Raw genomic sequence first — 25,469 nt, 5'->3', positions numbered from 1 at the left:
CAGGCCCTCAGAAGCTGCGTGGCAGCTCGAGCAAATGCTCGGCCACGTAGGACAGGATCAGGTTGGTGGAGATCGGCGCCACCTGGTACAGGCGCGTCTCGCGGAATTTGCGCTCCACGTCGTACTCACAGGCAAAGCCGAAGCCGCCGTGGGTTTGCAGGCAGGCGTTGGCCGCTTCCCAGGACGCCTTGGCCGCCAGGTACTTGGCCATGTTCGCGCTGGCACCGGCATTGGCACCGCTGTCGTATTCCTCGCAGGCACGCCAGCGCATCAGGTCGGCGGCTTCGATTTCGATATGGGCTTCGGCGATGGGAAACTGCACACCCTGGTTCTGCCCGATGGGCCGGCCAAACACCACGCGGTCACGGGCATAGGCGCTGGCCTTTTCGATAAACCAGCGGCCGTCGCCGATGCATTCGGCGGCGATCAAGGTGCGTTCGGCGTTGAGGCCGTCGAGGATGTACCTGAAGCCCTTGCCCTCCTCGCCAATCAAGCTGTCCAAGGGCAACTCCAAGTTATCGAAGAACAACTCGTTGGTCTCGTGGTTGACCATATTGGCAATGGGTTGCACGGTCAGGCCATTGCCGATGGCCTCGCGCAGGTCCACCAGGAAGATCGACATGCCTTCGGATTTTTTCTTCACCTCAGCCAGGGGCGTGGTCCGCGCCAGCAAAATCATCAGGTCGGAATGCTGTACCCGCGAGATCCAGACTTTCTGGCCGTTGATCACGTACTTGTCACCGCGCTTGATCGCGGTGGTCTTGATTTTTGTGGTGTCGGTGCCGGTGGTGGGCTCGGTCACACCCATCGACTGCAAGCGCAGTTCCCCGCTGGCCAGCTTGGGCAAATAGAAGCTTTTTTGTGCCTCGCTGCCGTGCCGCAACAGGGTGAACATGTTGTACATCTGGCCGTGCACAGTGCCGGAGTTGCCGCCGCAGCGGTTCACTTCTTCAAGGATCACCGAGGCTTCGGCCAGGCCCAGTCCGGAGCCGCCGTACTCCTCGGGAATCATCGCCGACAACCAACCGGCGTCGGTCAGGGCCTTGACGAAGGCTTCGGGGAAGCCCTTTTCTTCGTCAATCCGGCGCCAGTAGGCCGCATCGAATTCGGCGCACAAGGCGCGCACGCCGTCGCGGATGGCGTTGAGTTCTTCGTTTTCATTGGGGTTCATTAACGGCTCTCCGCCTGTTGTTCTGGTTTATTCGAAGTGCACTTGGGCAGTCTGTGCCAAGCCCTGCGCATTGCCGGCCCACAGTTCTGCGACGCCGGTTGCGGTGATGCGCCCACCGACTTCGAACGGTTGCGGCGCGATCAACGGGCGCACGCCGCGATAGGCGAAACGGCGCACAATGGCCTCGGGATGGGCGCGGCAAAATGCGCGCAGGCTCAAGGTGGCGATCAGTGGCCCATGCACCACCAGGCCCGAATAGCCTTCGGTGGCGGTGACATAGGGGTAGTCGTAATGGATGCGGTGGCCGTTGAAGGTCACGGCGCTGTAGCGGAACAGCAGGGTTGGCGTGGGGTCGACCGCCTCCAGCCATTCACCGTGCGCCAGCGCCTCGCCGCTGCCCGACTTGGGTGGCGTGGGTTCGCGGTAGACGATGTCCTGCTCTTCACGAATCGCCAGGCGCCCGCCCTGGGAATAGTCATGGCGCACGGTGACAAACAACAGCGAGCCGGTGCGGCCAACCTTTTCTTCGACCTGAGTGATGGTCGACACACGGGTGGCCGCCTCGCCGGCATGCAAGGCGTGCAAGAACTCGATCCGCCCACCGGCCCACATGCGATTGCGGTTATCGGCAGGTGGCAGAAACCCGCCGCGGGCCGGGTGGCCGTCAGCGCCCAGGGCGGATTCCGGCAGTGGGTCCTGGAAAAAACACCATTGCCACAACGGCGGTACATCAGCGCCCGTTTCGGGCACGGCTTCACCGAAGGTCGCGGCGATACGTTTGAGCAGGTTGTGGCTCAAGTGGTCGTGGGCGGTCTCACTTCGGCCGATCCAATCGGTAGCGCTCATCGGGTGCAGGTCCTCGGGCGGTGGGTGTCTGCCCCGGATCATGCAAGCGCCTGGCCGTTCTGAGAATTTGCATTTCAATAAACCAGCGTTCGGTTATGCTGAACGCCATCAGTAACGCCGCCTATCCATTGTGGGAGCGGGCTCGCTCCCACATTTAGAGCTTTGTTGTGATGAAGTCCGTGTTCACTCAGGAGCCGCCATGCATTTCGATCTCGCCGACCTGCGCCTGTTTATCCATATTGCCGAATCCCCCAGCCTCACCCAGGGTGCCAAGCGTGCGTTCCTTTCGCCCGCCGCCGCCAGTGCGCGGATCAAGGCGTTGGAGGGCCAGTTGGATACGCGCCTGTTGTACCGCGACAGCCGTGGCGTGGAGATCACCCCGGCGGGCGAGCGCCTGCTGCACCATGCGCGGCTGATCATGCGCCAGGTCGATTACCTGAAAAGCGAGTTCACCCAATACGGCGTGGATTCGGCCGGGCATATCCGCATCTTTGCCAATACCACGGCGGTTACCGAGTTTCTGCCCGAAGTGTTGGCGGGCTTTTTGTCCCAGCGCCCCGGCGTGACCGTCGACCTGCAAGAGCGTTTGTCCCGCGATATCGTGCGCGGCGTGCTGGATGGCACCAGCGACATGGGTATCATCGCCGGTCCCGTGGAAGCGGCCGGCTTGCAGGTGCTGCATTTCAGTACCGACAAGCTGGTGCTGATGGTGCCGGTCGGGCATCCCTTGGCCGAGCAACCTTCGGTTACCCTCGAAGGAACGCTCGCGTACCAGCATATCGGCCTGCATGAAGGCAGCACGTTGTTGAGCTTCTTGCGCGAACACGTCGAGCGCCTGGGCAAGCAGTTGTCGCTGCGCATCCAGGTGTCGAGCTTCGAGGCGATTTGCCGGATGGTCGAGGCCGGTGTGGGCATCGGCATCATCCCGGAGTCGGCCGCGGTGCGGCATAGCCGGACCATGCAGTTGGTGGCGGTGAAACTCGATGAGCCGTGGGCAATTCGCGAACGCAGTATTCTGGTGCGCGAACTGGAAGCCCTGCCCGGCACCATCCGGGCGCTGATCGCTACCTTGATGCCGGACACACTCAGTACAGGCTGACGTTACGCTGGCTGGCGGTATTGATAGGCTCAGCCGGCCCTGCCCATCGAGCAGCAACAGGTCTGCCCCCAGGCAGCGAAGCTGGGCCGGCGATTGCGGCCAGCACACCGAGGTCCTTGGCGACACGATTGACCAGGTCCAGTTTGCTGACGCGCCATACATTTCCACGCCAGATCAGCACCATCGCGACCTGTCGGCTATGGGCAAAAACGATTTTCTGCGCCGGCGCAGCAACAAGCCGCGCCTGGGGCTGACGCGTTAACAGTCTTTGACCTCAGTGATGAGAGAACCATCCTGTAACAATCAAGCCGGAACCAGGGTTGGGGAACTGACGACAGACAGCGCTAGATCACGTAGGAAACGCGTGATGAACACTGTCATCCTCACGGAACCTATCTATGTCTATTATCCCCCAATCCTTTGCGGCAACGTCTTCTTCGCTCGCGGCATTCCCCAGCCAACAGGCACCGCTAAATACAGTCCCATCAGACCCGCCGGCCTTACAAAACACCCCTGCGTCCTCGCGGGATGGCGTGACCAAACACACACCAGGCAATACAGCCGACAAGGCACTGGCAGCCTCTTATGCCACGGCGCTGGTCGATGCGGTGCAGAATGATAACCCGGCTGACTTTAACAAACCGACGATACCTGTGCCTCGTGACGCTAAGTTCGGGCAGTGGCGCCAGCATCTCGATAACCTGCTCGCAGGGCCAGATTTTCAGCAATGGGCCGACCGCCATAATATTGACCGCACCAAACCTATTCGCATTGCCCCTCAAACCGACACCTCGGTAGAACATATAACGGTCACCGTCAAATCCGTGAACGCCCATTACCCGGAGGCCTATCTAAAAACATTTTCAATGCAACTCGGCCAGCAACTCCCGGACTCATGGCGGCTGATCATGCAGGCGGCCCGCGTCATGGCTCCCAACCGGCCCGCGGTCGAAGTGCAGCCCCCTGACCAGTCTTCGCCCAGCGCACACGCGGAGCGCCCCGCCACGCTGTCAGAGATCATGGCGTTTCACGGGGAATATAGTCCTGATAACAAAGATAAGGCCGTTGAACGCGCCAATCAGCTTAAACAAACCGACGCGTTTCCTATGCCGGATACCTACCTTTCAACTGAGCAACTGGAGAGGGGCTCCGAGGAAATGCTGGAGCAGCAGCAGAAAACATTGGGCGATATTCACAACAAAAACCAATTGTTTCAGCAGTTGAGTAAGGCTATCGATTTCGCCACCCCGGCACCTGAACCGATTAATACCAACCCGCACTTCATAAGCACACTGCCAACACCCGAGGATGCCGAGCGCATCGAAAAAGCCAGGATCAAAGAGTTCCTCAAGAGTCACCACCTGCAGATCGACCCTGTTTCCTGGTATTTTCACAATGAGCAGCCACTGCCAGAGGGCAAGGTCAGCGTTGAACAGTTCCTCAGCAGCACCGACTCTTATATTCCAGAAACAATAGATGAAATAAACACCCTGATCGCGACCCTCAGGCAAGAGGTTCTGCCGTCTACGCCTCATGGTAACTTGTCAGGCGCCTTAGGCTGGCAAGTACCCGTCAGTTTGCACGAGCAAAAGCTGGCGTACTCTCACGTTACGTATAACAACCTGGAACTGCCAGGCCTGGGTACCGACACTAAAAAGGGGGATGTGCTGGATTACCTGACAGACAGTGATAACCGGAGTTTTCCGGAGTTTTCCGATGCTGCCGATCTACTGAATGCAATAGTCACGTCGCCTAAAGCCAAGGAGTTGGAAGCCGCCCTGCAAAAGAAAATGGGGACGGTAGAGGATAAAAACAGTTCAGACTGGGTCTTGGCGACCCTTTACCTCGGGCTGGCTCACCCATCGTGGTTGGACCCCACCAAGAGAAATGAAGTGGCCGGGTTCGATCTGGCCGATAAAGCCTTCTACGGCAAACCGTTGCAGGAAATCCACACTCAGCTATTCGTACACTTGAAGGCCACGAAACGCGCCACCCAAAAATATGCAGGGGCGGCGACACATCTATTGCTCTCGCAGGCCGCGCCTGAACTGTTGGTTAGCAACATACCCAGCAATGTGACTTATGGTTCGCCGAGCTGGTTCAGCTTGAAAACAACGGTAGCTTTCATAGAGGCGAAGAGCCCTGGAAGCAGCGCAAAGATGACGTTTGATCAAGTCGTCAAATACGGAAGTCTCGACCCCACCAACGCCGAAGATGAAGCGCTGATGAATAAGGTGAAGCAGGAGGCACTGATCGATTGGGCGTTAATGTATGGCGTACTAACCCCCTCTACCACAGGACACTACTGCGCCGCACAATTGGATGCTGCGCAGAAGACGTTCTCTGAGGTGATGACCGGGCTGACAACGATCAGCACAGACCTGAGTGCCCCATTGCCCACCTTGAAGGAAAAGGCACTGGAAATAATGGGCAGGCACATTAAAAATGTCGACCTTGAAGCCAAGGTGATCACAAGTGACGCGGACAGAACCAGTAATGCGCTTGAATCATTTGCCCTGGACGTCAAACACGGGCCCTACTCCTTGTTAGACCTGAGCCTTTCCGAACACCTCCCGAACCTGAAAGACAACAAAACGTGGTATTCAACCGACGAGCAAAAAGTCCCAACCGCCGCGATCCAGTCGCTAGGCCTTATACCACCGGACGTCAAAGAAATTCACGCCGCTGAGCTTGAGGATTTCGACCGCAACAGAAAGAAATCGCTAACCAATCTTAGCGCGCATCTGATTGCGCAATTGCCGCTGGCCGATCGACAGCAACTGGAATATGGGAGCCTTGAAATACTTCGCAAAAGGCCGATTCAGGAATTCAAACCGACCGGAATCGCAAGTGTCACGGCTACGTCGTACCCCACCCCGGACAAACGCAACATCGAGGAACCCCTGTATGTCAAAGCGACCCTTAATGGTAAAACAATTACCTATACATTCGACCTCGCGAACAATGTGATAGGGAGAAGTTCTGTCACCGCAGGCTTACAAGAAGAATGGCAAGAAAAAAACAAAAACTCGGCAACCGGGTATACACGTACAAACGTAATCGTCGAACCGCTCGTCGACAACGAGGTGAAAGACAGTGATTTACGCCCCACCGCTGCAGATGAAGGCTCGATCCCCGCGTCGTACACCAGCCTGCGCACCCAATTCCTCAGCAAACTGGTGACCCGGTATTCCTACCAGGATGCTGACCTGAAAACCTTGACGGACGCCGCCCACCACACCACCAAGTTTGATGAGGAAGACGGTGAGCACAAGGCAAACACGGATCTTTTATTTAGCCCCCTGCCGTTCGTGAACGGAATCAGGCGATTAGCCGAGGGCAAGTGGAACGAGGCAACGATCGAGCTGGTATTTGACGGTGTCATGTTTTTGGCGGGCGGTGGTTTGCTGAAGAAACTGGGGGGCGTATCGTCATTGCCTGCTCAGCTTAGGAGAGCGCGAGTGTTCGGCAGCCCACTCTTCAAACGTGCAAAGAATATCGCTGCCTATACACCCAATCCTCAATTAAAGAACTGGGTGGGTAACAAAACCGGAAAATATGAACTGTCCAAGTTCGCGTCGCGCCCGGACATCGCCGAGGGCACTTACAAACACGGCAATGCAACACTCTCCACGCCTGCCAAGTTCGACGCAGAAACAGGCAAGTGGCATGCATTTGACCCCGTTAACGACAAGCAACTCGGAAAACCGCTCAATGACTTCAAGCCTGAGACAGCGAGGTATTTTGACAACACCTTGAGTACCGCTGATGACGCGGCCGAGGCTACCAGCGGGGTGGTACTCAGAAGAAAGAAGCCCAATCACTTAGAGCAAGCGCTGGCCAAAAATAATGTCATTAATACCCTCCGCGAAATAGATGACTTCACGATCCTTGCCGATGATATTTTTATCTATGTCGACAAATATAAAGGTGTCAAGAGACTCAACGTAGTCGCACACGGGGCCCAACCGACCTATAAAGAACTGCTTGCTGATGAACCCATCTCTATGATTTTCAACGGCCGGAAGAACTCACCCAGTGAACTATTGGAATTTCTGAAAAGCAAGAGCATAGACCCTCAAAAGTTTAACAATGTTCGCTTATTGATGTGTGGTTCAGCCAACGGCTCCGCCGACTCTTTCGGCAGTCAGTTCGGGCAATTAATAGAGCGTCATGTTAAAGCCTTTGAGGGGCCTGTTCGCGTCCACATCGCGCCTGAAAAGATATTGGACTCAAAGAACGAGCTTCTCATCACGAATCCAGAGCTTTCAGCAACGGAAATCAACCAGAAAATCTACAATCAACTTCACGTGAAGTTTGCCACTACCCCCATAAAAAACAATCCTGATGCCGTTATCCAGGGCACCCGAACAGTGAAGGAGATACCGTTCTTCTATCGGCCGGTTAAGTTTCCGGCCCCTAACATCAACCGGGCTCTTTAGTCACGGCATTGCCGGTGCCGCCGGAACACACGCACCCGATGCTCGGCGCCAAGGCGATGTGCAGTTCGATCAATTCCCCGAGGAGTCTATTGCCCAGTGGCATGAACGTTTGGGGCCGACGCGTTAACACTCTTTGACAGTTTCTCGACAAAGCTCTCAAAGATTGTGGGCCGGCATCGCCCTAGCATTCGAGCCTCCAAATCACCATCCGGGTGCTCTTCATGTTTCGCAGATTGCGCGGTATTCCGCTGTTGGGTTGCCTGCTGGGCAGTGTCGGTTGCCACGGGCAACCGCCTGTGCCGCCGCCGATTCCAAAGGGCGACTACGGTGCAATCATTCGTTACCTGCAAACCCGCATACCTAGGGAGATGGCCCGGGACAATGTGGCGGGTTTGTCGATTGCCCTGGTCAACGGTCAAGAGCTGATCTGGGCCCGTGGCTTCGGCCTGTCGGACAAGGCCCAGGGCGTGCCGGTCACGGCTAACACGGCCTTTCGCGCCGGGGGCATCTCCCAATTACTCACCGCCACTGCGGCGCTGCAACTGGTGGAGCAACAGCGCCTGGCGCTGGATGCGCCGATCCAGCAAACCCTGCGGGAGTTCTACGTACGCTCGCGCTTTCATAGCGACCAGGCGGCGGCAGACCGCGAGATCACCTTGCGGCGCTTACTCAGCCATCAATCCGGTTTACCCAGCGAACACCTGCGTGACCTGCGCAGCACCTACGCCATGGGGCAGATGCCTATGCGCGTGTCAGGCGTGTGGCTGAGCAGCCCGCCAGGCTCCCAGGTGGCCTACTCCAACCTGGGTTACGCCTTGGTCGGTGCCGCCATCGAGCGCAGCACCGGCAAAAGCTTCGAATCTCACTTGCAAAGCAGCCTGCTCAAGCCGCTGGAGATGAACCAGTCCAGCTTCGTCGGCACTGGCGCACAATTAAGTTTCCGTGCCCTGGGCTACGAAGACGGCAAGGCCGGCACCGATGCCCAGGTGCGTGACCTCGCCGCCGGTGGCCTGTGGGCCAGCCCCAAGGACCTCAGCCATTACGTGCAGATGTTGTTCGCCCACGGCGCCTACAAAGGCAACCAGGTCATGGGCAGTCGGTCGATCAATGAGATGTTCACCCAGCAAAACAGCGGCAATGCCCTGGATTTTGATTGCCAGGTCGGCCTGGGCTGGTTTCTGGCGCCTTGCGGCGATGAACCGATCGGCCCTGGCGTTCGGACCTACCAGCACAACGGCGGCGGGGACGATTTTGCCGCACAGTTGACCGTACTGCCGGACCAGCAATTGGCGGTCATCATCATGGCCAACGACAGCAATGCCGAAGAGATGCTGGTCTCGCTGTCCACCGACACGCTGCGCTTGATGCTCCAGGCACAGACCGGCAAGCCGGTCTGTGCCGATGACTGCCAGACGCCCAGCCACGGCCTCAAGCTGCGCCATGTGCCGGCCGCCGTCGACCGCAAGCGCCTGGCCGGGTTTTACGCCACCGCCTGGGGCGTGTTCCGCATTCGGGATGACAAGGATCGCTTAACCGGCGAACTGGCCGGCTACGACTTCGAATTGTTACGCGACGACCACGGCTGGCTGCGCGCGCAGAAAAAAGTCCTCGGTTTCTGGCTCAAGGATCTGGGTGAACTGGGCCGTGTGCAACTGGACGTGTTCACGGTACAAGGCCGACAGATGCTCACCGCCCGCAGCCACGGCCAGCGCATTGCCATCGGCGAGCGCATCGACCCGCCGCCCCTGCCCCTGGCCTGGGCCGCCACCATCGGCACGTATCAAGTGCTCAACACCCATGAACCCGACGCGCCGTTAAGCGGTATCAGCGTGCGCCTGGAACAAGGCTTCCTGGTGATTCGCGGCCAATTGCACGACGAGCCGCTGACCGACTACATCCTGCTGCCCGTCGACAACGCCCACGCCGTACTGGCCGGTAACGGCTACGGCCTGGGTGACACCGTCAGCCGCCAGGTCAACGGCCTGAGCGCTTCAGGCTATTCATTCAAACGCACGCAACCGCCCCACACCCCCTTGAACTTCTAACATGGACGAACACCCTGATGCGCTCAAAAAACCTGTGCCTGTCATTCACCTCTCTGTGCCTGCTCGCCGCTGCCGACACGGCGATTGCCGAAGACTGGCAATACAGCCTCAAGGCCGGCGTGGCCAACGCACCCCGCTACAGCGGCAGCGACGAACGCATGACCGCGCCAGTGCTGGGCGCCAAAATCGTCAGCCCTTGGGGCATTTTCCTCGACACCGACAAGGGCCTGGGTTGGGGCTATGAAGGCAACGCCCTGAGCTTCAGCGCCTACGTTGGCGCCAGCAGCTCACGCAAGGATAAAAACGAGAGCCTGCATGCCGGCTCCAAACGCCTCAAAGGCATGGGCGAGATCAAGTCACGCCCACAACTGGGGGTGAACGCCGCCTATAACCTCGGCGGCGTGATCATCGGCGCCACCCTGGAACATGCGATTGAGGAAGATAAGCACAAGGAAACCGGCAAGGCCTACACCCACCTGGAGCTGAGCCTGGGCACCAATCTCTACGAGGGTCGTTACGGCAGCGTCGATACCGCCATCAGCAGCCACTTCGGCGACCGTGATTACCTGCAGACCTGGTACGGCGTCACTACTGGCCAGGCCTCTCGAAGCCGTTTCCAGGCATACAAGGCCGCAGGCGGCAATATCAGCAACGGTATGAACCTGGTCTGGAGCTTGCCGATTAACGAGCACACGCAGTTCTCAACCTTGCTTGATGTGCAGTATCTGTCAGATAAAGCGGGCCAAAGCCCGATTGTGGAGCGACGACTACAGACATCGGTGGTTGGGGTTGTGGAATACACGTTCTGATGTGTAGTTTCGAGTAACCCGCGCTGTCCCCAAAGCATTTCGGAACACTCAGAAATAGTACCGCAGGAACTCAGTTTCGGGAGTCGACAACTAATCAGCCCCCCTCACCTATTAAGTGTGCGGTGGCTAACGTCTTCTTTGCGGAGCTTATGATGCCTGTTGTCTCTCTACGCCCTGGTGAAACCCTGTCCACGCCGCTGCCCGCGTCAAGCGGACCAACCGGCGCGGACAACAGTGCAATACCGCCGCTTGCCGAGCAAAACGTCCCGACGTCCTCGTGGGCTGAACGGCTCAAGAACACGCCCGGCTATAAAGCTGATAAGGAACTGGCTGCCTCTTTTGCCGATGCAATGGTCAACGCAGCCGGCAGAGAGACTGGCAACAGCTATGACGAGCCGGTTGTACCTGTTCCTCCTGATTCAATGTTCGCGCAATGGCGCCAGCAACTCGACGCCCTGCTGGCCAGCCCCGACTTTGAACAGTGGGCCGACTTCAATAATATCGATCGATCCAAACCCATCCGCATCGCCCCTGCCGACGGCACCTCACAGGCGCATATCGTCGCCGCGCTCAAATCAGACGCCCCCCGCGAGAAGGCACCCTTGATGTTATTCGCGGCCGGCCAGGGCAAGACGCTGCCGCACACGTGGCTGCTCATCATGCAGGCCGCCAGCACCTTGTCACCCAACGGCCATTCACTTGAGGTGCCTGCGGCCGCTCGGGCCTCCTCCGGCGTGCACGCCGAACGCCCCGCCTCAATCAGAGAGATCGCCAACTTTTATGGCGAGGCGCTGCCCTCCACCCAGCAAAGCGCCGTGCAACGAGCCAATCAGCTTAAACAGGCAGATTCGTTTCCCGCCGCAGACAGCTCACTGTCGACGGCGCAGTTCGACATGCGCGCCGACGAAATGCTTGAGCACCAACAGAAAACCCTGGGTGACATGCGTAATGACAACCGGTTGTTCCAACAGTTGAGCAACGTTCTGGACCTGATCGACGCTGACGCTGAGCCAGACGAAACCCGCCCCTCTTTCATCACCACACTGCCCACACCCGAAGCAACCGAACGTGCTGAAAAAGCCAACATCAAGGATCTGCTCAAAAGCACTCACCTTGAAATAGATCCTTCGTCCTGGTACTTCCAGGATGAGCAACTCATACCCGAAGACACCGTGACGCTGGAGCAATTCATCCATGACAAGTTCGGTAAAGTCCCCGAGACCAGAGCAGAAATCCTCAACCTGATAGGCGTCCTCAGACAAACGGAACCCGCGACGCCCCTCCATGGGAATTACACCGGAGCATTGGGTTGGGAAGCGCCCGTCAGCGCGTCCGAGCAAAAGGAGCTTTATTCCCACATTGCGTACAACAACCTGCAACTGCCAGGTCTCAGTGCGGGAAAAAAGACAGATGCTTTCAATTACCTGACCAAAAATCGACACTGGACAAGCACCGAGCTGCGCAATCCTGCCCATGTGCTGAGTCAGATACTTGCCTCGCCAAAGGCCAGGGAATTGGAAGCCTCGTTGCAGAAAAAAATGGGCGCCGCCGAAGACCCCGACAGTTCCGACTGGGTACTGGCCGCCATGCTGTTGGGGCTGGACGCGCCAACCTGGCTGGGCACGCCTAAAAAAGCCAATCAAACCGCAGGGTTCGATCTGGCTGACAAAGCCTTTCACGGAAAACCGCTCGACACCATCAAACAAGCGCTGGTCGACCATCTGGTGCAGACCCAGCGCGCCTCGCAAGAGATGGCCCCTGTGGCCGCGCATCTGCTGCTGGCGAGCGCGGCGCCGGAGCTTCAGGTCAAGGACATCCCCAAAGACGTGACCTATGGCTCACCGGCCTGGTTCAGTTTGAAAGCCACGGTGGCCTACATCGAAGCGAAGCACCCGGGAAGCAGTTCATTGATGAGCTTTGCCGAGGTGGTCAAGTATGGCGAGGTCAACCCGATCAGCGACGACGATCAAGCCTTGCTCAATGAGGTCAAGCAGGCTGCGGTCATCGATTGGGCCTTGGCCTATGGCGTACTCAAACCTTCAGCGACGGGAGAGTATTCGGCCCAACAGCTGAACGCTGCGCATACGACGTTCACTGAGGTCATGACCGGGCTGAAGAAGATTGCGCAGGATTTGAACGCACCTGTGCCCCTGCAAAAGTCCATGGCACTGGAGGTGATGGGACAGCACATCAAAAATGTCCCGTTTGAAGCGGCGGTCATCACCAACCCCCAGTCAAGAACCAATAACGCACTCAACGACGGGCCTTTGCACGTCAATACCGGCCCTTATTCGTTGCTGGACATGTACCTGTCCGAGCATGCGCCGAGCCTGAAGGACGATAACACCTGGTATTCACTCAACCCCTCAAAGGTCCCCGACGGCTCGATCAAACTGCTGGGCGATCTGCCCGACATCAAGCCCCTGCATCGCGACGCGGTGGCAAATTATCAGCAAAGCCGGGATAGCGGCCTGGTCAACCTGACCAAACATCTGATTGCGCAACTGCCGATAGAAGACCGTCACCACCTGGAATTCGGCAAGCTCGACCTCTTTATCGAGGGCACAGTCATCAAACACACCAGCTACACCCAGGCGGGCAATATCAATCACGACCAGCCATTCCCGGAACAGGAGAACGACAAGCGCTCATTGATTGTCAGGGCCACCGATGGCGACAGCGTCAGGGCGTATGAATTTTGCCCGCAAGAGAACAGGTTGAAACCACTGAGCGACTTCAAGCCCGGCCTGCAAGGCGAGTGGACCCGCCAGCCAGCCGGCATTATCGGAGGCGACAAATTCTCCAACACCGCCATCGTGCCCTTTGACGTCCCGGCGGGCGTGGCAGGCAGCCTCGACGCCACCACGCCTGGCGACGGGGCTGTACCCGCCTCGTATACCAGCGCCCGCAGCCAGTTTCTCGGTGAACTTCTGGCCCGTCATACCTTTGGCAAAAGTCCGCTCGACGAGTGGGTGAGCGCAACCGGTCACACCACGCGTTTCAGTGAAGAAGATCAAGACTTCGAACATAGCAAGGAGCTGTTGCTCGGATCGATACCTGGCGTGAATCTGGTCAGGAACGTGGTCAAGGGCGACTGGCTGGCTGTGGCAGCCGATCTTATATTCGACGGCGTGATGTATGCCACCACCGCCGGCCTGGGCGGTGGGTTCAAGGGGGTTAAAACCCTGAGGGCCGCCACAAAGCGCACACGTCAGACCTTTGGCAACCGCCTCTTCAATCGCTCGCGGGCATTAACGTCATCGACACCCACGACTGACTTCGACCGGCTATTGCGCGGGCGTACGGGGCGCAACGATCTCTCCAAATTCGCCACCCGCCCCGATGTCGCAGAGGGTACCTACAGGAAAAACGGTGCGACTTTCTCGGTGAGCGCGAAGCTGGACAAAAAAACCGGGAAAATCCACGCATTCGACCCGGTGAAAAACCGCACGTATGGAAAGCCGCTGGAGAACTTCACGCCCCATAAGCAGGTTGATGACGCCGTCCCCGGAACCAGTCGCAGCAGCCTTACGGGCAGGGAGCGTGCGCTGGACACGGCGCTGGGGCGCGATAACGTGATTCAGATGGGCGGAAAGATGAAAGCGCTGAATATGATAGGTAACAAAATCCATACATTTACAGATGAGTATAAAAATTTAAGCCGATTAAACATCGTGGCCCATGGCACCGAGCGCGACTGGGTTGATAACCTCTTCGGCTCAGGCACAAAAGTATGCATAGATGACAAATATTATGGCGCAAAAGATTTAATAAAATTACTGCGAAGCAAGAAAGTGGATCCAGCCAGCTTCAATACTGTCCGGCTGCTGATATGTCACTCAGCAGAAGGTAGAAGTAGATCTTTTGCACGTTTATTTCAAAAGGAAATTAAAAGACCCGTCAAGGCCTTTGAAGGAACGGTATCCGTGGCTCAAAATTCGACCTACATCACGACCCAACGAAATATCGAACGCGCGAGTGCTGCGCTATCAAATAAGGGCGCCGACGCGACGACCCTCAACTTTATTGCGGATAACGCGCTCAAGAAGAGATTCGTCAATAAAATCATTACCCGTGTTGAAAAAGATCATGGCGCAAAGATCAAGATCAACATTGCTGACGTCGACAAACCGGACGTCCTAATAGACGGTATCGTTACCTACCAACCACGTTGGTTCAAACACTAATAAAATGCCAGTCTCTAGGGACTGGCATTTTTATTTGCCTGATCAGAATACGCCCACGTCATCCGAAACGACGCCCCACCCCACTCCGAATCCAGCACTTGCACCTGCCCGCCATGCCACTGGCTGACACGCTTGACCAGCGCCAGGCCCAGGCCGAAGCCGCCCGTGCGGCGGTCACGGCTGGTATCCAGGCGCAGGAAGGGTTCGAAGATCTTTGTCCGCCCGTCCACCGGTACGCCCGGGCCATCGTCATTAACGCGCACTTCGTAACCGCTGCCGAACCTGACCAACGACACTTCCACGCGGCGGTCTGCGTAGCGAATGGCATTACGCAGCAGGTTGATCACCGCGCGCGCCATAAAGCGTGGTTCGATCTGAATAAAATCGACTTCACAGGTGCGCAGCGACAACTGCACGCCCGCGGCCTCGGCCTCCAGCGCTACGCTGCCGATCACGCTGTCCAGCCAGCTATGGGCCTCGATATTCTCGCGGGTCACCTGGGTGGCGCCACGCTCCAGGCTGGCATAGGTCAACAGTTCGGAAACCATTTCTTCCAGTTCACCCAGGTCGGCGTACATATCGGCAATCAACTCGCGGCTTTGCCGAGGATCGGCTTGCTGCTTGAGTTGGTCGAGTTCAAAGGACAAACGCGCAATCGGTGTACGCAGTTCATGGGACACGGCGTTGGTCAGTTCGCGCTGGTTGGCGATCAGGCTTTCGATACGCTCGGCCATCTGGTTGAAGTGCCCGGCCAGTTCGCGCACGGTGGAACGACGCGGCAGCAGGATGCGCGAGCCGAGGTCGTTGTCACCAAAGCGCTGCGCCGCGAGGCGAATATGCTCCAGGTCACGCCAGTGCGGGCGGACCCAGAAATACAGGACCAGGGCCAGGCTCACACCCAGGAAGCCATAGGCCCACATGTATAACCATTTGGGCTCTTCCGGCAGTTTGATTTGTAGCAACTGCGGGCCGCTATCAATGGTGGTCAGGAACTCCATGAAGTCACCGCGCACTACCAGTTCGCCTGCGGCCAGCAGTTTTTGCTCGCGCTCATCCAGCGCCAGGGTATCGCGCTGCACCAATTTCAGGCGCAGCCCGTAATGGGGTTGCAGCTCGGCCAGGCGAGCATCCCGGGCCGCGCCTTGCTCGGGCCGCAATTGTTCCACCAGGCCATAAGCCGGGCCACGCAGGGCTTCGCGGTTATAGACTTCGTTGGCCTCGGGCAGTAACTCGTCGAAGGTGTAGTTGACCAGCCAGATCGCCCCCGCCAAACCCAGCGCCAGGATCACATACAGGCGCAGAAACAGGCGCAGCATCTAAACCTCCCACGCGAACGGATTGAACAGGTAACCCTTGCCCCAGATGGTCTTGATGCACACCGGCTCACGCGGGTTGTCATTGAGCTTGCCGCGCAGCTTGCTGATGTAGACGTCTACGCTACGGTTGAGGCCATCGAAGGCAATGCCGCGCATGCGGTTGAGGATGTCGTCGCGCGAGAGAATTTTGCCCGAGCTGCTGGCCAGTAACCACAGCAACTCGAATTCCATGGTGGTCAGCTCGATTTTCTCACCGCCCAGGCTGACGACCCGGCAACTGCGATCAATCGACAATCGGCCGAATTCCAAGGCGCCGCGCACCGTGGGCTCCGGTACCTGCCGGCGCTGCAAGGCACGCAAACGCGCCAACAGCACCGGCGGCTTGATCGGCTTGATCACATAGTCATCGGCGCCGGACTCAAGGCCCAGGATATGGTCCAGGTCGTCTTCCTTGGCGGTGAGGATCACGATGGGCGTGTCGGAGACATTACGAATCTCGCGACACACATGCAGGCCGCTCTGGCCCGGCAGCATCAAGTCGAGCACGACAATCTTCGGTTTGAACTCCACGAATGCCGCCAAAGCGATGTCGCCCCGGTGCACCACCCGCACCTCAAAACCATGTTGCGACAGAAAATGCGCGATCAGCCCTGCCAGTTTCTCGTCGTCCTCAACGAGCAGGACCTTGCCCAGACCCAGGTTTTCCATAAATTCTCAGTGTGGATACGCGGCTTGAAGTACAGGCATTATAGGTGGCAAGCAGGTCAACAGAAGCCACTGGCCATTGAGCGCCGCCGAAGCTTCATGCTTTTAAGAGTTTTTAACAAATAGCCTGCAATCTTTAACGCCATTCACAGGGAGTTGTATGCGCAAGGACTACTTGGCATTTTTTGTATCGCTGTTCCTTTCGCGACTGGCCGACCAGATCCTGCTGTTTATCGTGCCGCTGATCGTGTTCCAGACGACCGGCAGTGTGGCATGGGCTGGCCTGGCGTTCTTTGTCGAGTCACTGCCGCGCTACCTGGCATTCCCGGTGTGCGGGGCGTTATGCGACAAGTTTTCACCGGTGCGCATTCTGCATCTGAGCCAAGTGTACCGGGCATTGGCCTGTGTGGTAGCGATGGCATTGCATGGGTGGTTCGACGGTATCTATTGGCTGGTCATCCTGTCTGCGTTATGTGGCGTGTTGACCACCCAGGGCATCATGGCCCGGGAAGTGGTCATGCCGCATATCTTCCAGCGCTACACCTACGCCAAGACCTTGTCCTACTCACAGATCGCCGACCAGAGCGGCCTGGTACTGGGGCCGCTGGTGGCGGCGCTGATGCTGGAACTGTGGGCCTGGTATTGGGTAGTGCTGGGCGTCGCCGGGCTGTTTGTGCTGGCGGACCTGGCGATGCTGATCTGGCAGCGCAACACCACCGTCCGCCTGGAAAGCCACCCCCAACATCGGGATATCTGGCTGCAACCGTTGCGCATCGCCTTCGGGCATATCCGCAGCCTGCCGGAATTGAAGCGGATTATTACGTTGGCGGTGGGGGTGAACCTGATTATCGGGGTGACGCTGGCCACTTCTGCGGCGATGGTCACGGGCCAATATGCGGCCAGCAAGGATACTTACGCCCTGCTGCAAGCGGCGGGCGCCTTGGTGACCATTGGGATCTTGTTTTACCTGTCGCGCTCCAGCCTGCCCTTGAAGGTACTGGGTGGGTTGTCATATTCGATGATTACCGTGGGCGCGCTGATCACCGCAATCAGCCCCGGCTTGTGGGCCTATACCTTGGGTTTCTTGCTGGTCACCGGCTTCGACAAGATGTTCAACGTCTACCTACGCAGCACCCGTCAGCGCGTGATTCCGGTGCAGGACTTCGGCAAGACCGTCGGCGTGATCACATTACTGAACAACCTGGCACAACCCTTGGCGGGCTTGCTGATTGCCACACTGGCGGCGCCGCTGGGCGCGCAAACGGTGATCCTGCTGTTGGCGGGCGTCACCGTATTGCTCGGCGTGGCCGTGGCCTCAGGCTGGCACGCCACTGTGAAAGCGGAACTCGATGTCGGGTGATTCGATCAGTTCCTGCTCGGCGGCCCTTACCCGCTCAATCACCTGGGCGATATCCTTGGCGTCGCCGTACTGGTAGGCCAGCTTCAAGTAACCCTGGAAGTGCCGGGCTTCACTTTTCAGCAAACCGAAATAGAACTTGCCGAGTTCTTCGTCCAAATGCGGCACCAGTGCTTCGAAGCGCTCGCAACTACGGGCTTCGATAAAAGCACCGACCACCAGGGTGTCCACCAGCTTGACCGGCTCATGGCTGCGCACCACTTTGCGCAAACCCGAGGCATAACGGCCCGCATGCAGTTGGCGCAGTTCGATTTTGCGCTTCTTGATCAGGCGCATGACTTGTTCATGGTGCACCAGCTCTTCGCGGGCCAGGCGCGACATCATATTGATCAGGTCCACATGGCCGTGGTACTTGGCGATCAGGCTCAGGGCCGTGCTGGCGGCTTTGAATTCGCAGTTCTTGTGGTCGATCAGCAAGGTTTCCTGATCGGCCAAAGCAGCCTGGACCCAGGCATCGGGGGTGCGGCAGCCGAGGAATTCGTGGATTTCGGGCAGGTTCATCGGGCTCACGGGTATAAGAATCACAAAAGGGCGCCGATTATACCGACCACGCCGCAGACCACCAGCCAGCGGCGTTGATGTGTATCAACATGCCGTCTGGCGCGCAGCAACTATAGTTGTTCCAGGCCCCTTTTTTGCGTCCCTGGAGATCCGTCCATGCAAGCCATCCGTAGCATCCTGGTGGTCATCGAGCCCGAGCATTCGGAAAGCCTGGCCCTCAAGCGCGCCAAGCTGATCGCCGGGGTCACCGGCGCGCACCTGCATTTACTGATCTGCGACAAGAAACACGAGCATTCGGCACTGCTGAGTCTGCTCAAGTCCGGTTTGCAGGAAGACGGCTACAGCGTCACCACCGAACAGGCATGGAATGACAGCCTGCATGAAACCATCGTCGATGTGCAGCAGGCCGAGGGCTGTGGGCTGGTGATCAAGCAGCATTTTCCCGACAGCCCACTGAAGAAAGCCCTGCTGACGCCCGCAGACTGGAAACTGCTGCGCTACTGCCCTACCCCGGTGCTGCTGGTCAAGACGTCGACGCCATGGGCCGGTGGTGTGATTCTGGCCGCGATCGACGTGGGCAATACCGACAGCGAACACCGTTCACTGCACCATTCGATCATCGACCACGGGTTTGATATCGCCAGCCTGGCCAAGGCGCAGCTACACGTGATCAGCGCCCATCCATCGCCGATGCTGTCGGCCGCAGACCCGACATTCCAGCTCAAAGAAACCATCGAGGCGCGCTATCGCGAGCAGTGCCAGGCATTCCAGGCCGAATTCGACGTGGATGACGCGCACCTGCATATCAAGGAAGGACCGGCGGACGTGCTGATACCGCATATCGCCCATCGCCTGCTGGCGGCGGTGACGATCATTGGCACCGTGGCGCGCACTGGCATTTCCGGCGCGTTGATCGGCAATACCGCAGAGGTGGTGCTGGATGCGGTGGAAAGCGACGTGCTGGTGCTCAAGCCACAGACGTTGATGGATCACCTCGAAGCGTTGGCTGGCGAGGCCTGAGGCTGATTTTTCAGGCACTGGGGACCTAATGTGGAAGGGGGCTTGCCTGCTAATGCCAGGCAGTTAAGAAGGAACACTATCACTGTGGCGTGCCCCCTCCCACGGTTTGATGTGTATTGTCAGGTAGATAGCGCGTCTTTCAAGAACCCCGGCGCGATGTAGCGCTGGTAATGGGCCTCGGACAGGATGAAAAACTCACGGTCGATGGCATCACGCAATTGCGGCAACGCCCAATCGCGAAACTCCGGCAACAACACCATGCCATACGCCTCGAGGTTATTGATCACCCGCGCCCCACGGGCGATCAACTGATAGGCCCAGCAATATTCGGACTGATGCGGCACAAAGCGAATCTTGCGTTGCTCCAATTGCCCGCGCAGGGTCTTGGGGTCGAAGACTTCCAGCTTGCCGGCCATCACCTGGACCAGCAGTTGTTCGAGCCTGAGCCAAACCGCACGCTTTTCTTCTTCGTTATAGCCATTCCACTGAATGACTTCGTGGTGGAAACGCTTGCAGCCACGGCACACGAGATCGCCGTAGACCGTGGAGCACAGGCCGACGCAGGGTGTCTTGATGGTTTGGTTGGACATGGGCAACAACACGCAGATCAGCGAAACAGTGCGCCATGTTAGCCCTTTGTCTAAGGTTGATCACCCAGCAAACTTGGTTAGGCAACTTACCTTTAGATTTTTTTTGCCGTAGAATCATCCGGCCTTGTAAGGCGCCAATAATCCGCTGGAAGCTGTTTTCAAAGCGTCACGAGCACAGTCGTTCCTTCAGAACGGTGTTGGCGTGGGTTTGACCCGGTAGGTCAGAACCGCGCCAACCCTCATCAGCTCCGTTCTGCAGGCGTAAAACTTTGAAAGCAGCTTCTGTAAGGAATGCCGGCAGCGCTGGCTTTGCGGCCCAAAAAGCCCCCGAGCGCATGCGTGCCGTTCATTTCTGGATGAGCGTCCCGTGGGACCACTGATGAGGGTAATAACTGTGCTTGAAGCCTACCGCAAACATATCGAAGAGCGTGCAGCCCTGGGTATCGTTCCCCAGCCGCTTAACGCCGAACAAACCGCAGGCCTGGTCGAGCTGCTGAAAAATCCTCCGGCTGGCGAAGAAGAATTCCTCGTTGACCTGATCACCAACCGCATTCCACCAGGTGTTGACGAAGCTGCCTACGTCAAGGCCGGTTTCCTGTCTGCCCTGGCCAAGGGCGAAGCCACTTCCCCCCTGATCGACAAGAAACGCGCTGTTGAACTGCTTGGCACCATGCAAGGCGGCTACAACATCGTGACTTTGGTCGAGCTGCTGGACGACGCCGAGCTGGCGCCTGTCGCGGCCGCCCAACTCAAGCACACCCTGCTGATGTTCGATGCGTTCCACGACGTGGCTGAAAAAGCCCGCAACGGCAACGAGCACGCCAAAGGCGTGATCCAGTCCTGGGCTGACGGTGAGTGGTTCCGCAACCGCCCTACCCTGGCCGACAAGATCAGCCTGCGCGTCTTCAAGGTCACCGGCGAAACCAACACCGACGACCTGTCCCCGGCGCCTGATGCCTGGTCCCGTCCTGACATCCCGCTGCACGCCCTGGCCATGCTGAAAATGGCCCGTGAAGGCATTGTGCCGGACGAGCAAGGCAAGACCGGCCCGATGAAGCAGATCGAAGAGATGCGCGGCCAAGGTTTCCCGATCGCCTACGTCGGTGACGTGGTCGGTACCGGTTCGTCGCGTAAGTCGGCCACCAACTCCGTACTGTGGTTCTTCGGCGACGACGTGCCTTACGTGCCGAACAAGCGTGCCGGTGGTTTCTGCTTCGGCAGCAAGATCGCCCCGATCTTCTACAACACCATGGAAGATGCTGGCGCACTGCCTATCGAATTCGACGTCACCAACATGAACATGGGCGACGTGATCGACCTGTACCCGCATGCTGGCAAAGTCTGCAAGCACGGCACCGACGAAGTCCTGACCACCTTCGAAATGAAGACCCCGGTGCTGTTGGACGAAGTTCGTGCCGGCGGCCGTATCCCGCTGATCATCGGTCGCGGCCTGACCGACAAGGCGCGTGCCGAACTGGGCCTGGGCCCTACCGACCTGTTCAAGCTGCCTGAAGCCCCGGTCGACACCGGCAAAGGCTTCACCCTGGCACAGAAAATGGTCGGCAAGGCATGCGGCCTGCCAGAAGGCAAAGGCGTTCGTCCAGGTACCTACTGCGAACCGAAGATGACCACCGTGGGCTCCCAGGACACCACCGGTCCGATGACCCGTGATGAACTGAAAGACCTGGCGTGCCTGGGCTTCTCGACCGATCTGGTGATGCAGTCGTTCTGCCACACCGCGGCCTATCCAAAGCCGATCGACGTGACCACTCACCACACCCTGCCTGACTTCATCATGACCCGTGGCGGTGTTTCGCTGCGTCCAGGCGACGGCATCATCCACAGCTGGCTGAACCGCATGCTGCTGCCGGACACCGTCGGCACTGGTGGTGACTCCCACACCCGTTTCCCGATGGGCATCTCGTTCCCGGCCGGTTCTGGCCTGGTCGCGTTTGCCGCCGCCACTGGCGTCATGCCACTGGACATGCCGGAATCGATCCTGGTGCGCTTCAAAGGCAAGATGAAACCTGGCATCACCCTGCGTGACCTGGTTCATGCCATTCCTTACTACGCAATCCAGGCTGGCCTGCTGACCGTAGAGAAGAAAGGCAAGAAGAACGCCTTCTCCGGCCGCATCCTGGAAATCGAGGGCCTGAACGACCTGACGCTGGAACAGGCTTTCGAGCTGTCCGACGCCTCGGCTGAACGTTCGGCTGCCGGTTGCACCATCAAGCTGTCCAAAGACTCCATCACCGAGTACCTGAACTCCAACATCACCCTGCTGCGCTGGATGATCGGCGAAGGCTACGGCGATGCACGTACCCTGGAACGTCGCGCCCAAGCGATGGAAGCCTGGGTTGCCAACCCGGAGCTGATGGAAGCCGATGCCGACGCCGAATACGCCGAAATCATCGAGATCGACCTGGCCGACATCAACGAGCCGATCCTCTGCGCCCCTAACGACCCGGACGACGCCCGTCTGCTGTCCAGCGTTGCGGGCGAGAAGATCGACGAAGTGTTCATCGGTTCGTGCATGACCAACATCGGTCACTTCCGCGCGGCCGGTAAGTTGCTGGAGCAGGTCAAGGGCCAGCTGCCAACCCGCCTGTGGCTGTCGCCGCCGACGAAGATGGACGCTCACCAACTGACCGAAGAAGGCTACTACGGCATCTACGGCAAGGCTGGCGCGCGCATGGAAATGCCGGGCTGCTCGCTGTGCATGGGTAACCAGGCACGTGTAGAGCCGAATTCGACCGTTGTGTCGACCTCGACCCGTAACTTCCCGAACCGCCTGGGTGATGGTGCGAACGTCTACCTGGCTTCGGCTGAGCTGGCGGCTGTGGCTTCTACCCTGGGTCGCCTGCCGACCGTCGAAGAGTACATGGGCTATGCGGCAAAACTGGACACCATGGCCAGTGATGTTTACCGCTACCTGAACTTCGACCAGATCGCTGAGTTCCGCAAGATCGCAGCAAGCGCCAACATCCCGGTGATTCAAGCTTAACGGTATGTTGATATGAGAGACGCCGCGTATCGCAAGGTACGCGGCGTTTTTTTATGCCTGGGATTTGACCTGCAGTGCCAGTCGCACGGCATCGTCCACGCTTAAAGCCGTGAGCATCACTTGCGGCGCTGCCGCTTCCGGCAGGGCTTGCAGCACTTCCTGCGCCCCATGGCGCACGCGGGCCAACACCAGGTGCTTGCCCTCCCCCCGCACTTGTGCAAAAAACACCGACAGCGCTTCGATGCTGGTGCCGTCAAGGTCAGGCGACTCTTCCAAGCTCAGCACCACAACCTCTACCGTCGACTGACGCATCAAGCGCAAGGCCGCTCCCAGGATGCGCTCGGCATTAGCGAAAAACAGCGCCTCGCTGGGCCGCACGATCAACAGGCCCGGCACTTCCAAGGCATCGGCATGATGTTGACGATCGACAAAGTCATGACTCTCACCCAGACGCCCAAGCACCTGGATATCTGCTGCCGACATCTGACGCAGCATCAACACCACGCTGATCGCCACGGCCGCCAGCAAACCATCCAGCACGCCCAGCACCAGCACCGCCGCCACGGCACAGATCACCAGCAAACGGTCGCGCCGCCAGAGGAAGTAACGCCCCAAAGGTTGCAGGCTCAAGCCGCGGCCCAGCGCGTAGATGACGATAGCCGCCAACACCGGCTCGGGCGTCAGCGCCACATAGGGCAGCACGGTCAACACGATCACCAGCACCACCAGCGCCGCGACGATCCCCGCCAGCCGTGAGCCGGCACCCGCCGCCTCGTTGGCCGACGTCGCCGAATACCCGGCACCGGCCGGCATACCGTGGAACAACCCGGACACCAGGTTAGCCGCTCCCAGTGCCAGCAGGTCGCGGTTGGAGGACACACGGTCACCGTGTTTAAGGGCGAACGAGCTGATCGAGCCGTAGGACTCCGCGTACAGGATCATGACCAAGGCAAACGCCAGCTCCCCCAGGCGCAGCCAGTCGGCGAACGGCAACACCGGGAAATGCCCCAGTTCCAGGCGCAAATCAATCAGGCCAATCAGCGCCACGCCATGGGCTTGCAGGTCCAGAAACTGCCCGGCAACAATACCCAGCACCACCACCAACAACCCACCCGGCAGGCGCGGGATGCGTGCGCACAGCCACAACACCAGCAGCGCCACCGCCGCGACCAGCGCAGCCGGCCAGTTCCAACTCGGCAACTGCTCCAGCAACTGCGGCAGGAAGCGGACCAGGTTGTTGTCGCTCAGGTGCACGCCCACCACACTGGCCAGCTGCTTGAGGATGATGGTCAGTGCCAGGCCGAAGGCAAAACCGCGCAGCACCGGCTTGGCAATAAACGAGGTCACGCCGCCCAGCTTGAATAACCCGGCCAGCAGGAACAGTACGCCGACGATCAATACCAAACCGAACGCCAGGGTCAGCCGCAATGCCGGATCGCCACCCGCCAGGCTGGCGGTGGCGGCGGCTAATACTGCCGCCGAAGACGACGTGGCCGACACAATCGCGAAACGACTGGTGCCGAACACGCCGTAGCACACTAACCCGGCGAACAAGGCAATGACACCGGTCTGGGGTGGCAGCGCGGCGATACTCGAATACGCCACGGCCTCCGGCAGCAGCAGCCCGGCAATGGATAACCCGGCGAGTATGTCTTGGGTACGGTTGGGCTGAGCAGCAATAAGGTTATCGGCTTCAGTTTTCAATCGGCCCAACCCATCCTGGCAAGTAACGTGCTTCCTGGGTGCGTGCCAGGGTCATCGCTTTATTCAACAGCTTGGCGTTCGGTTGGGCCACCACATCGCTACCGATGCGACTGCGAAAAAAGTCCGCCCACAGGAACTCACTGAACGGCGTCGCGTCTTTGGCGTAACCACCGGCCGTGCGCAACATGCCCGCCAGGCTGCGGTAGGGATCATCCTGAAGGTCGGTGATCTTGCGGGGAATAGCTTCGTAAGTTCGCCGCAGGCCCCGCGCATCGTAGGGATGCACCCATTGATTGAACGCCATGACATTCCAGAAGGTGTTGCGCTCCACGAAGGACAAATCCTTGAGCAGCAACAGCGACACGCTCTTGACCTCTTCCAGCAACAGGGCCAGGCCGAAGTGGTGATGGTCGGTAATGTAATAGCGCTCATCCGGCCCCAACACGCAAGGAAACCAGTGTTTGTCGAGGGCGGCGGCGCGTTCTTTACGCTTGAGCTTGGTCCAGGCCGCGCGCTTGGTGGCGACTTCAGCCATGCCGACCGTCAATTGAGTGGGGTGCAGCTTTTCCAGCTTGCCTGTAACCAGTTGCGGGCGAGGTCGAGCCATGGAGAA

At 58.7% G+C, this 25,469-nt stretch carries 17 protein-coding genes and 1 pseudogene; 9 read left to right on the top strand and 9 right to left on the bottom strand.

Annotated elements, in window-relative coordinates; translation table 11 throughout:
* Positions 1–7 precede the first annotated feature (7 nt).
* Complete coding sequence (locus M5B43_RS10645) at positions 8–1,171, bottom strand: acyl-CoA dehydrogenase family protein (RefSeq protein WP_248750062.1); 1,164 nt, start codon at positions 1,169–1,171, stop codon at positions 8–10.
* A 27-nt stretch (positions 1,172–1,198) separates the two neighbouring features.
* Positions 1,199–2,017 carry a MaoC family dehydratase N-terminal domain-containing protein gene (locus M5B43_RS10640; protein WP_248750061.1) on the bottom strand — a complete coding sequence of 273 codons (819 nt, stop codon included), beginning with the start codon at positions 2,015–2,017 and terminating at the stop codon, positions 1,199–1,201.
* Between the two features lie 199 nt (positions 2,018–2,216).
* Between M5B43_RS10640 and M5B43_RS10635 the strand changes: the two genes are divergently transcribed.
* Entirely contained in the window at positions 2,217–3,116 is a 900-nt protein-coding gene (locus M5B43_RS10635) for a LysR family transcriptional regulator (protein ID WP_248750060.1), read from the top strand.
* Here M5B43_RS10635 and M5B43_RS10630 read toward each other — a convergent pair.
* On the bottom strand, positions 3,103–3,297 hold the full coding sequence (locus M5B43_RS10630; protein ID WP_248750059.1) for a hypothetical protein: 195 nt from the start codon (positions 3,295–3,297) through the stop codon (positions 3,103–3,105). The two genes, M5B43_RS10635 and M5B43_RS10630, sit on opposite strands and share 14 nt — an antisense overlap.
* Positions 3,298–3,514: 217 nt before the next feature.
* Between M5B43_RS10630 and M5B43_RS10625 the strand changes: the two genes are divergently transcribed.
* From M5B43_RS10625 to M5B43_RS10605, 5 genes and pseudogenes are all read left to right on the top strand, one after another.
* Positions 3,515–7,558 carry a hypothetical protein gene (locus M5B43_RS10625; protein ID WP_248750058.1) on the top strand — a complete coding sequence of 1,348 codons (4,044 nt, stop codon included), beginning with the start codon at positions 3,515–3,517 and terminating at the stop codon, positions 7,556–7,558.
* Positions 7,552–7,685: pseudogene (locus M5B43_RS10620) on the top strand (GFA family protein); the annotation flags it as partial. The gene M5B43_RS10625 and the pseudogene M5B43_RS10620, both read left to right, overlap by 7 nt.
* A gap of 94 nt (positions 7,686–7,779) precedes the next feature.
* Positions 7,780–9,603 (top strand): serine hydrolase domain-containing protein, encoded by a 1,824-nt coding sequence (locus M5B43_RS10615; protein ID WP_248750057.1) that lies wholly within the window; start codon positions 7,780–7,782, stop codon positions 9,601–9,603.
* A 17-nt stretch (positions 9,604–9,620) separates the two neighbouring features.
* Positions 9,621–10,412 carry a MipA/OmpV family protein gene (locus M5B43_RS10610; RefSeq protein WP_248750056.1) on the top strand — a complete coding sequence of 264 codons (792 nt, stop codon included), beginning with the start codon at positions 9,621–9,623 and terminating at the stop codon, positions 10,410–10,412.
* 152 nt (positions 10,413–10,564) lie between these two features.
* Positions 10,565–14,599 carry a hypothetical protein gene (locus tag M5B43_RS10605; RefSeq protein ID WP_248750055.1) on the top strand — a complete coding sequence of 1,345 codons (4,035 nt, stop codon included), beginning with the start codon at positions 10,565–10,567 and terminating at the stop codon, positions 14,597–14,599.
* 14 nt (positions 14,600–14,613) lie between these two features.
* On the opposite strand, the gene M5B43_RS10600 is transcribed toward M5B43_RS10605, so the two are convergent.
* A complete protein-coding gene (locus tag M5B43_RS10600) occupies positions 14,614–15,915 on the bottom strand; it encodes an ATP-binding protein (RefSeq protein WP_248750054.1) in 1,302 nt (433 codons plus the stop codon).
* The gene (locus M5B43_RS10595) at positions 15,916–16,623 is read right to left on the bottom strand and encodes a winged helix-turn-helix domain-containing protein (protein ID WP_248750053.1); all 708 of its coding nucleotides are present in this window, start codon (positions 16,621–16,623) and stop codon (positions 15,916–15,918) included.
* Between the two features lie 157 nt (positions 16,624–16,780).
* Between M5B43_RS10595 and M5B43_RS10590 the strand changes: the two genes are divergently transcribed.
* Complete coding sequence (locus M5B43_RS10590) at positions 16,781–17,980, top strand: MFS transporter (protein ID WP_248750052.1); 1,200 nt, start codon at positions 16,781–16,783, stop codon at positions 17,978–17,980.
* Here M5B43_RS10590 and miaE read toward each other — a convergent pair.
* Positions 17,936–18,538 carry a tRNA isopentenyl-2-thiomethyl-A-37 hydroxylase MiaE gene (miaE, locus tag M5B43_RS10585; RefSeq protein WP_248750051.1) on the bottom strand — a complete coding sequence of 201 codons (603 nt, stop codon included), beginning with the start codon at positions 18,536–18,538 and terminating at the stop codon, positions 17,936–17,938. The two genes, M5B43_RS10590 and miaE, sit on opposite strands and share 45 nt — an antisense overlap.
* Before the next feature lie 156 nt (positions 18,539–18,694).
* On the opposite strand from miaE, the gene M5B43_RS10580 reads away from it, so the two are divergent.
* Positions 18,695–19,558, top strand: a complete 864-nt coding sequence (locus M5B43_RS10580; RefSeq protein WP_248750050.1) for a universal stress protein — start codon at positions 18,695–18,697, stop codon at positions 19,556–19,558.
* Positions 19,559–19,677: 119 nt separating this feature from the next.
* Here the strand turns inward: M5B43_RS10580 and M5B43_RS10575 are convergent, their stop codons facing one another.
* Entirely contained in the window at positions 19,678–20,148 is a 471-nt protein-coding gene (locus M5B43_RS10575; protein WP_248750049.1) for a DUF1289 domain-containing protein, read from the bottom strand.
* 394 nt (positions 20,149–20,542) lie between these two features.
* Here M5B43_RS10575 and acnB point away from each other — a divergent pair, with 394 nt between their 5' ends.
* Positions 20,543–23,152, top strand: coding sequence for a bifunctional aconitate hydratase 2/2-methylisocitrate dehydratase (gene acnB / locus M5B43_RS10570; RefSeq protein ID WP_248750092.1), 2,610 nt, complete (start codon positions 20,543–20,545; stop codon positions 23,150–23,152).
* Positions 23,153–23,203: 51 nt separating this feature from the next.
* On the opposite strand, the gene M5B43_RS10565 is transcribed toward acnB, so the two are convergent.
* Both M5B43_RS10565 and M5B43_RS10560 read right to left on the bottom strand, forming a co-directional pair.
* The gene (locus M5B43_RS10565; protein WP_248750048.1) at positions 23,204–24,856 is read right to left on the bottom strand and encodes a SulP family inorganic anion transporter; all 1,653 of its coding nucleotides are present in this window, start codon (positions 24,854–24,856) and stop codon (positions 23,204–23,206) included.
* A complete protein-coding gene (locus tag M5B43_RS10560; protein ID WP_248750047.1) occupies positions 24,846–25,463 on the bottom strand; it encodes a ParB-like protein in 618 nt (205 codons plus the stop codon). The genes M5B43_RS10565 and M5B43_RS10560 overlap by 11 nt, the downstream gene beginning before the upstream one ends.
* Between the last annotated feature and the right edge of the window lie 6 nt (positions 25,464–25,469).

The sequence above is a fragment of the Pseudomonas sp. MWU15-20650 genome, assembly GCF_023242475.1.
GTDB lineage: Bacteria > Pseudomonadota > Gammaproteobacteria > Pseudomonadales > Pseudomonadaceae > Aquipseudomonas.
Note: the sequence above shows the minus strand (reverse complement) of the source record. Positions and strands in the feature narration are given on the sequence as shown.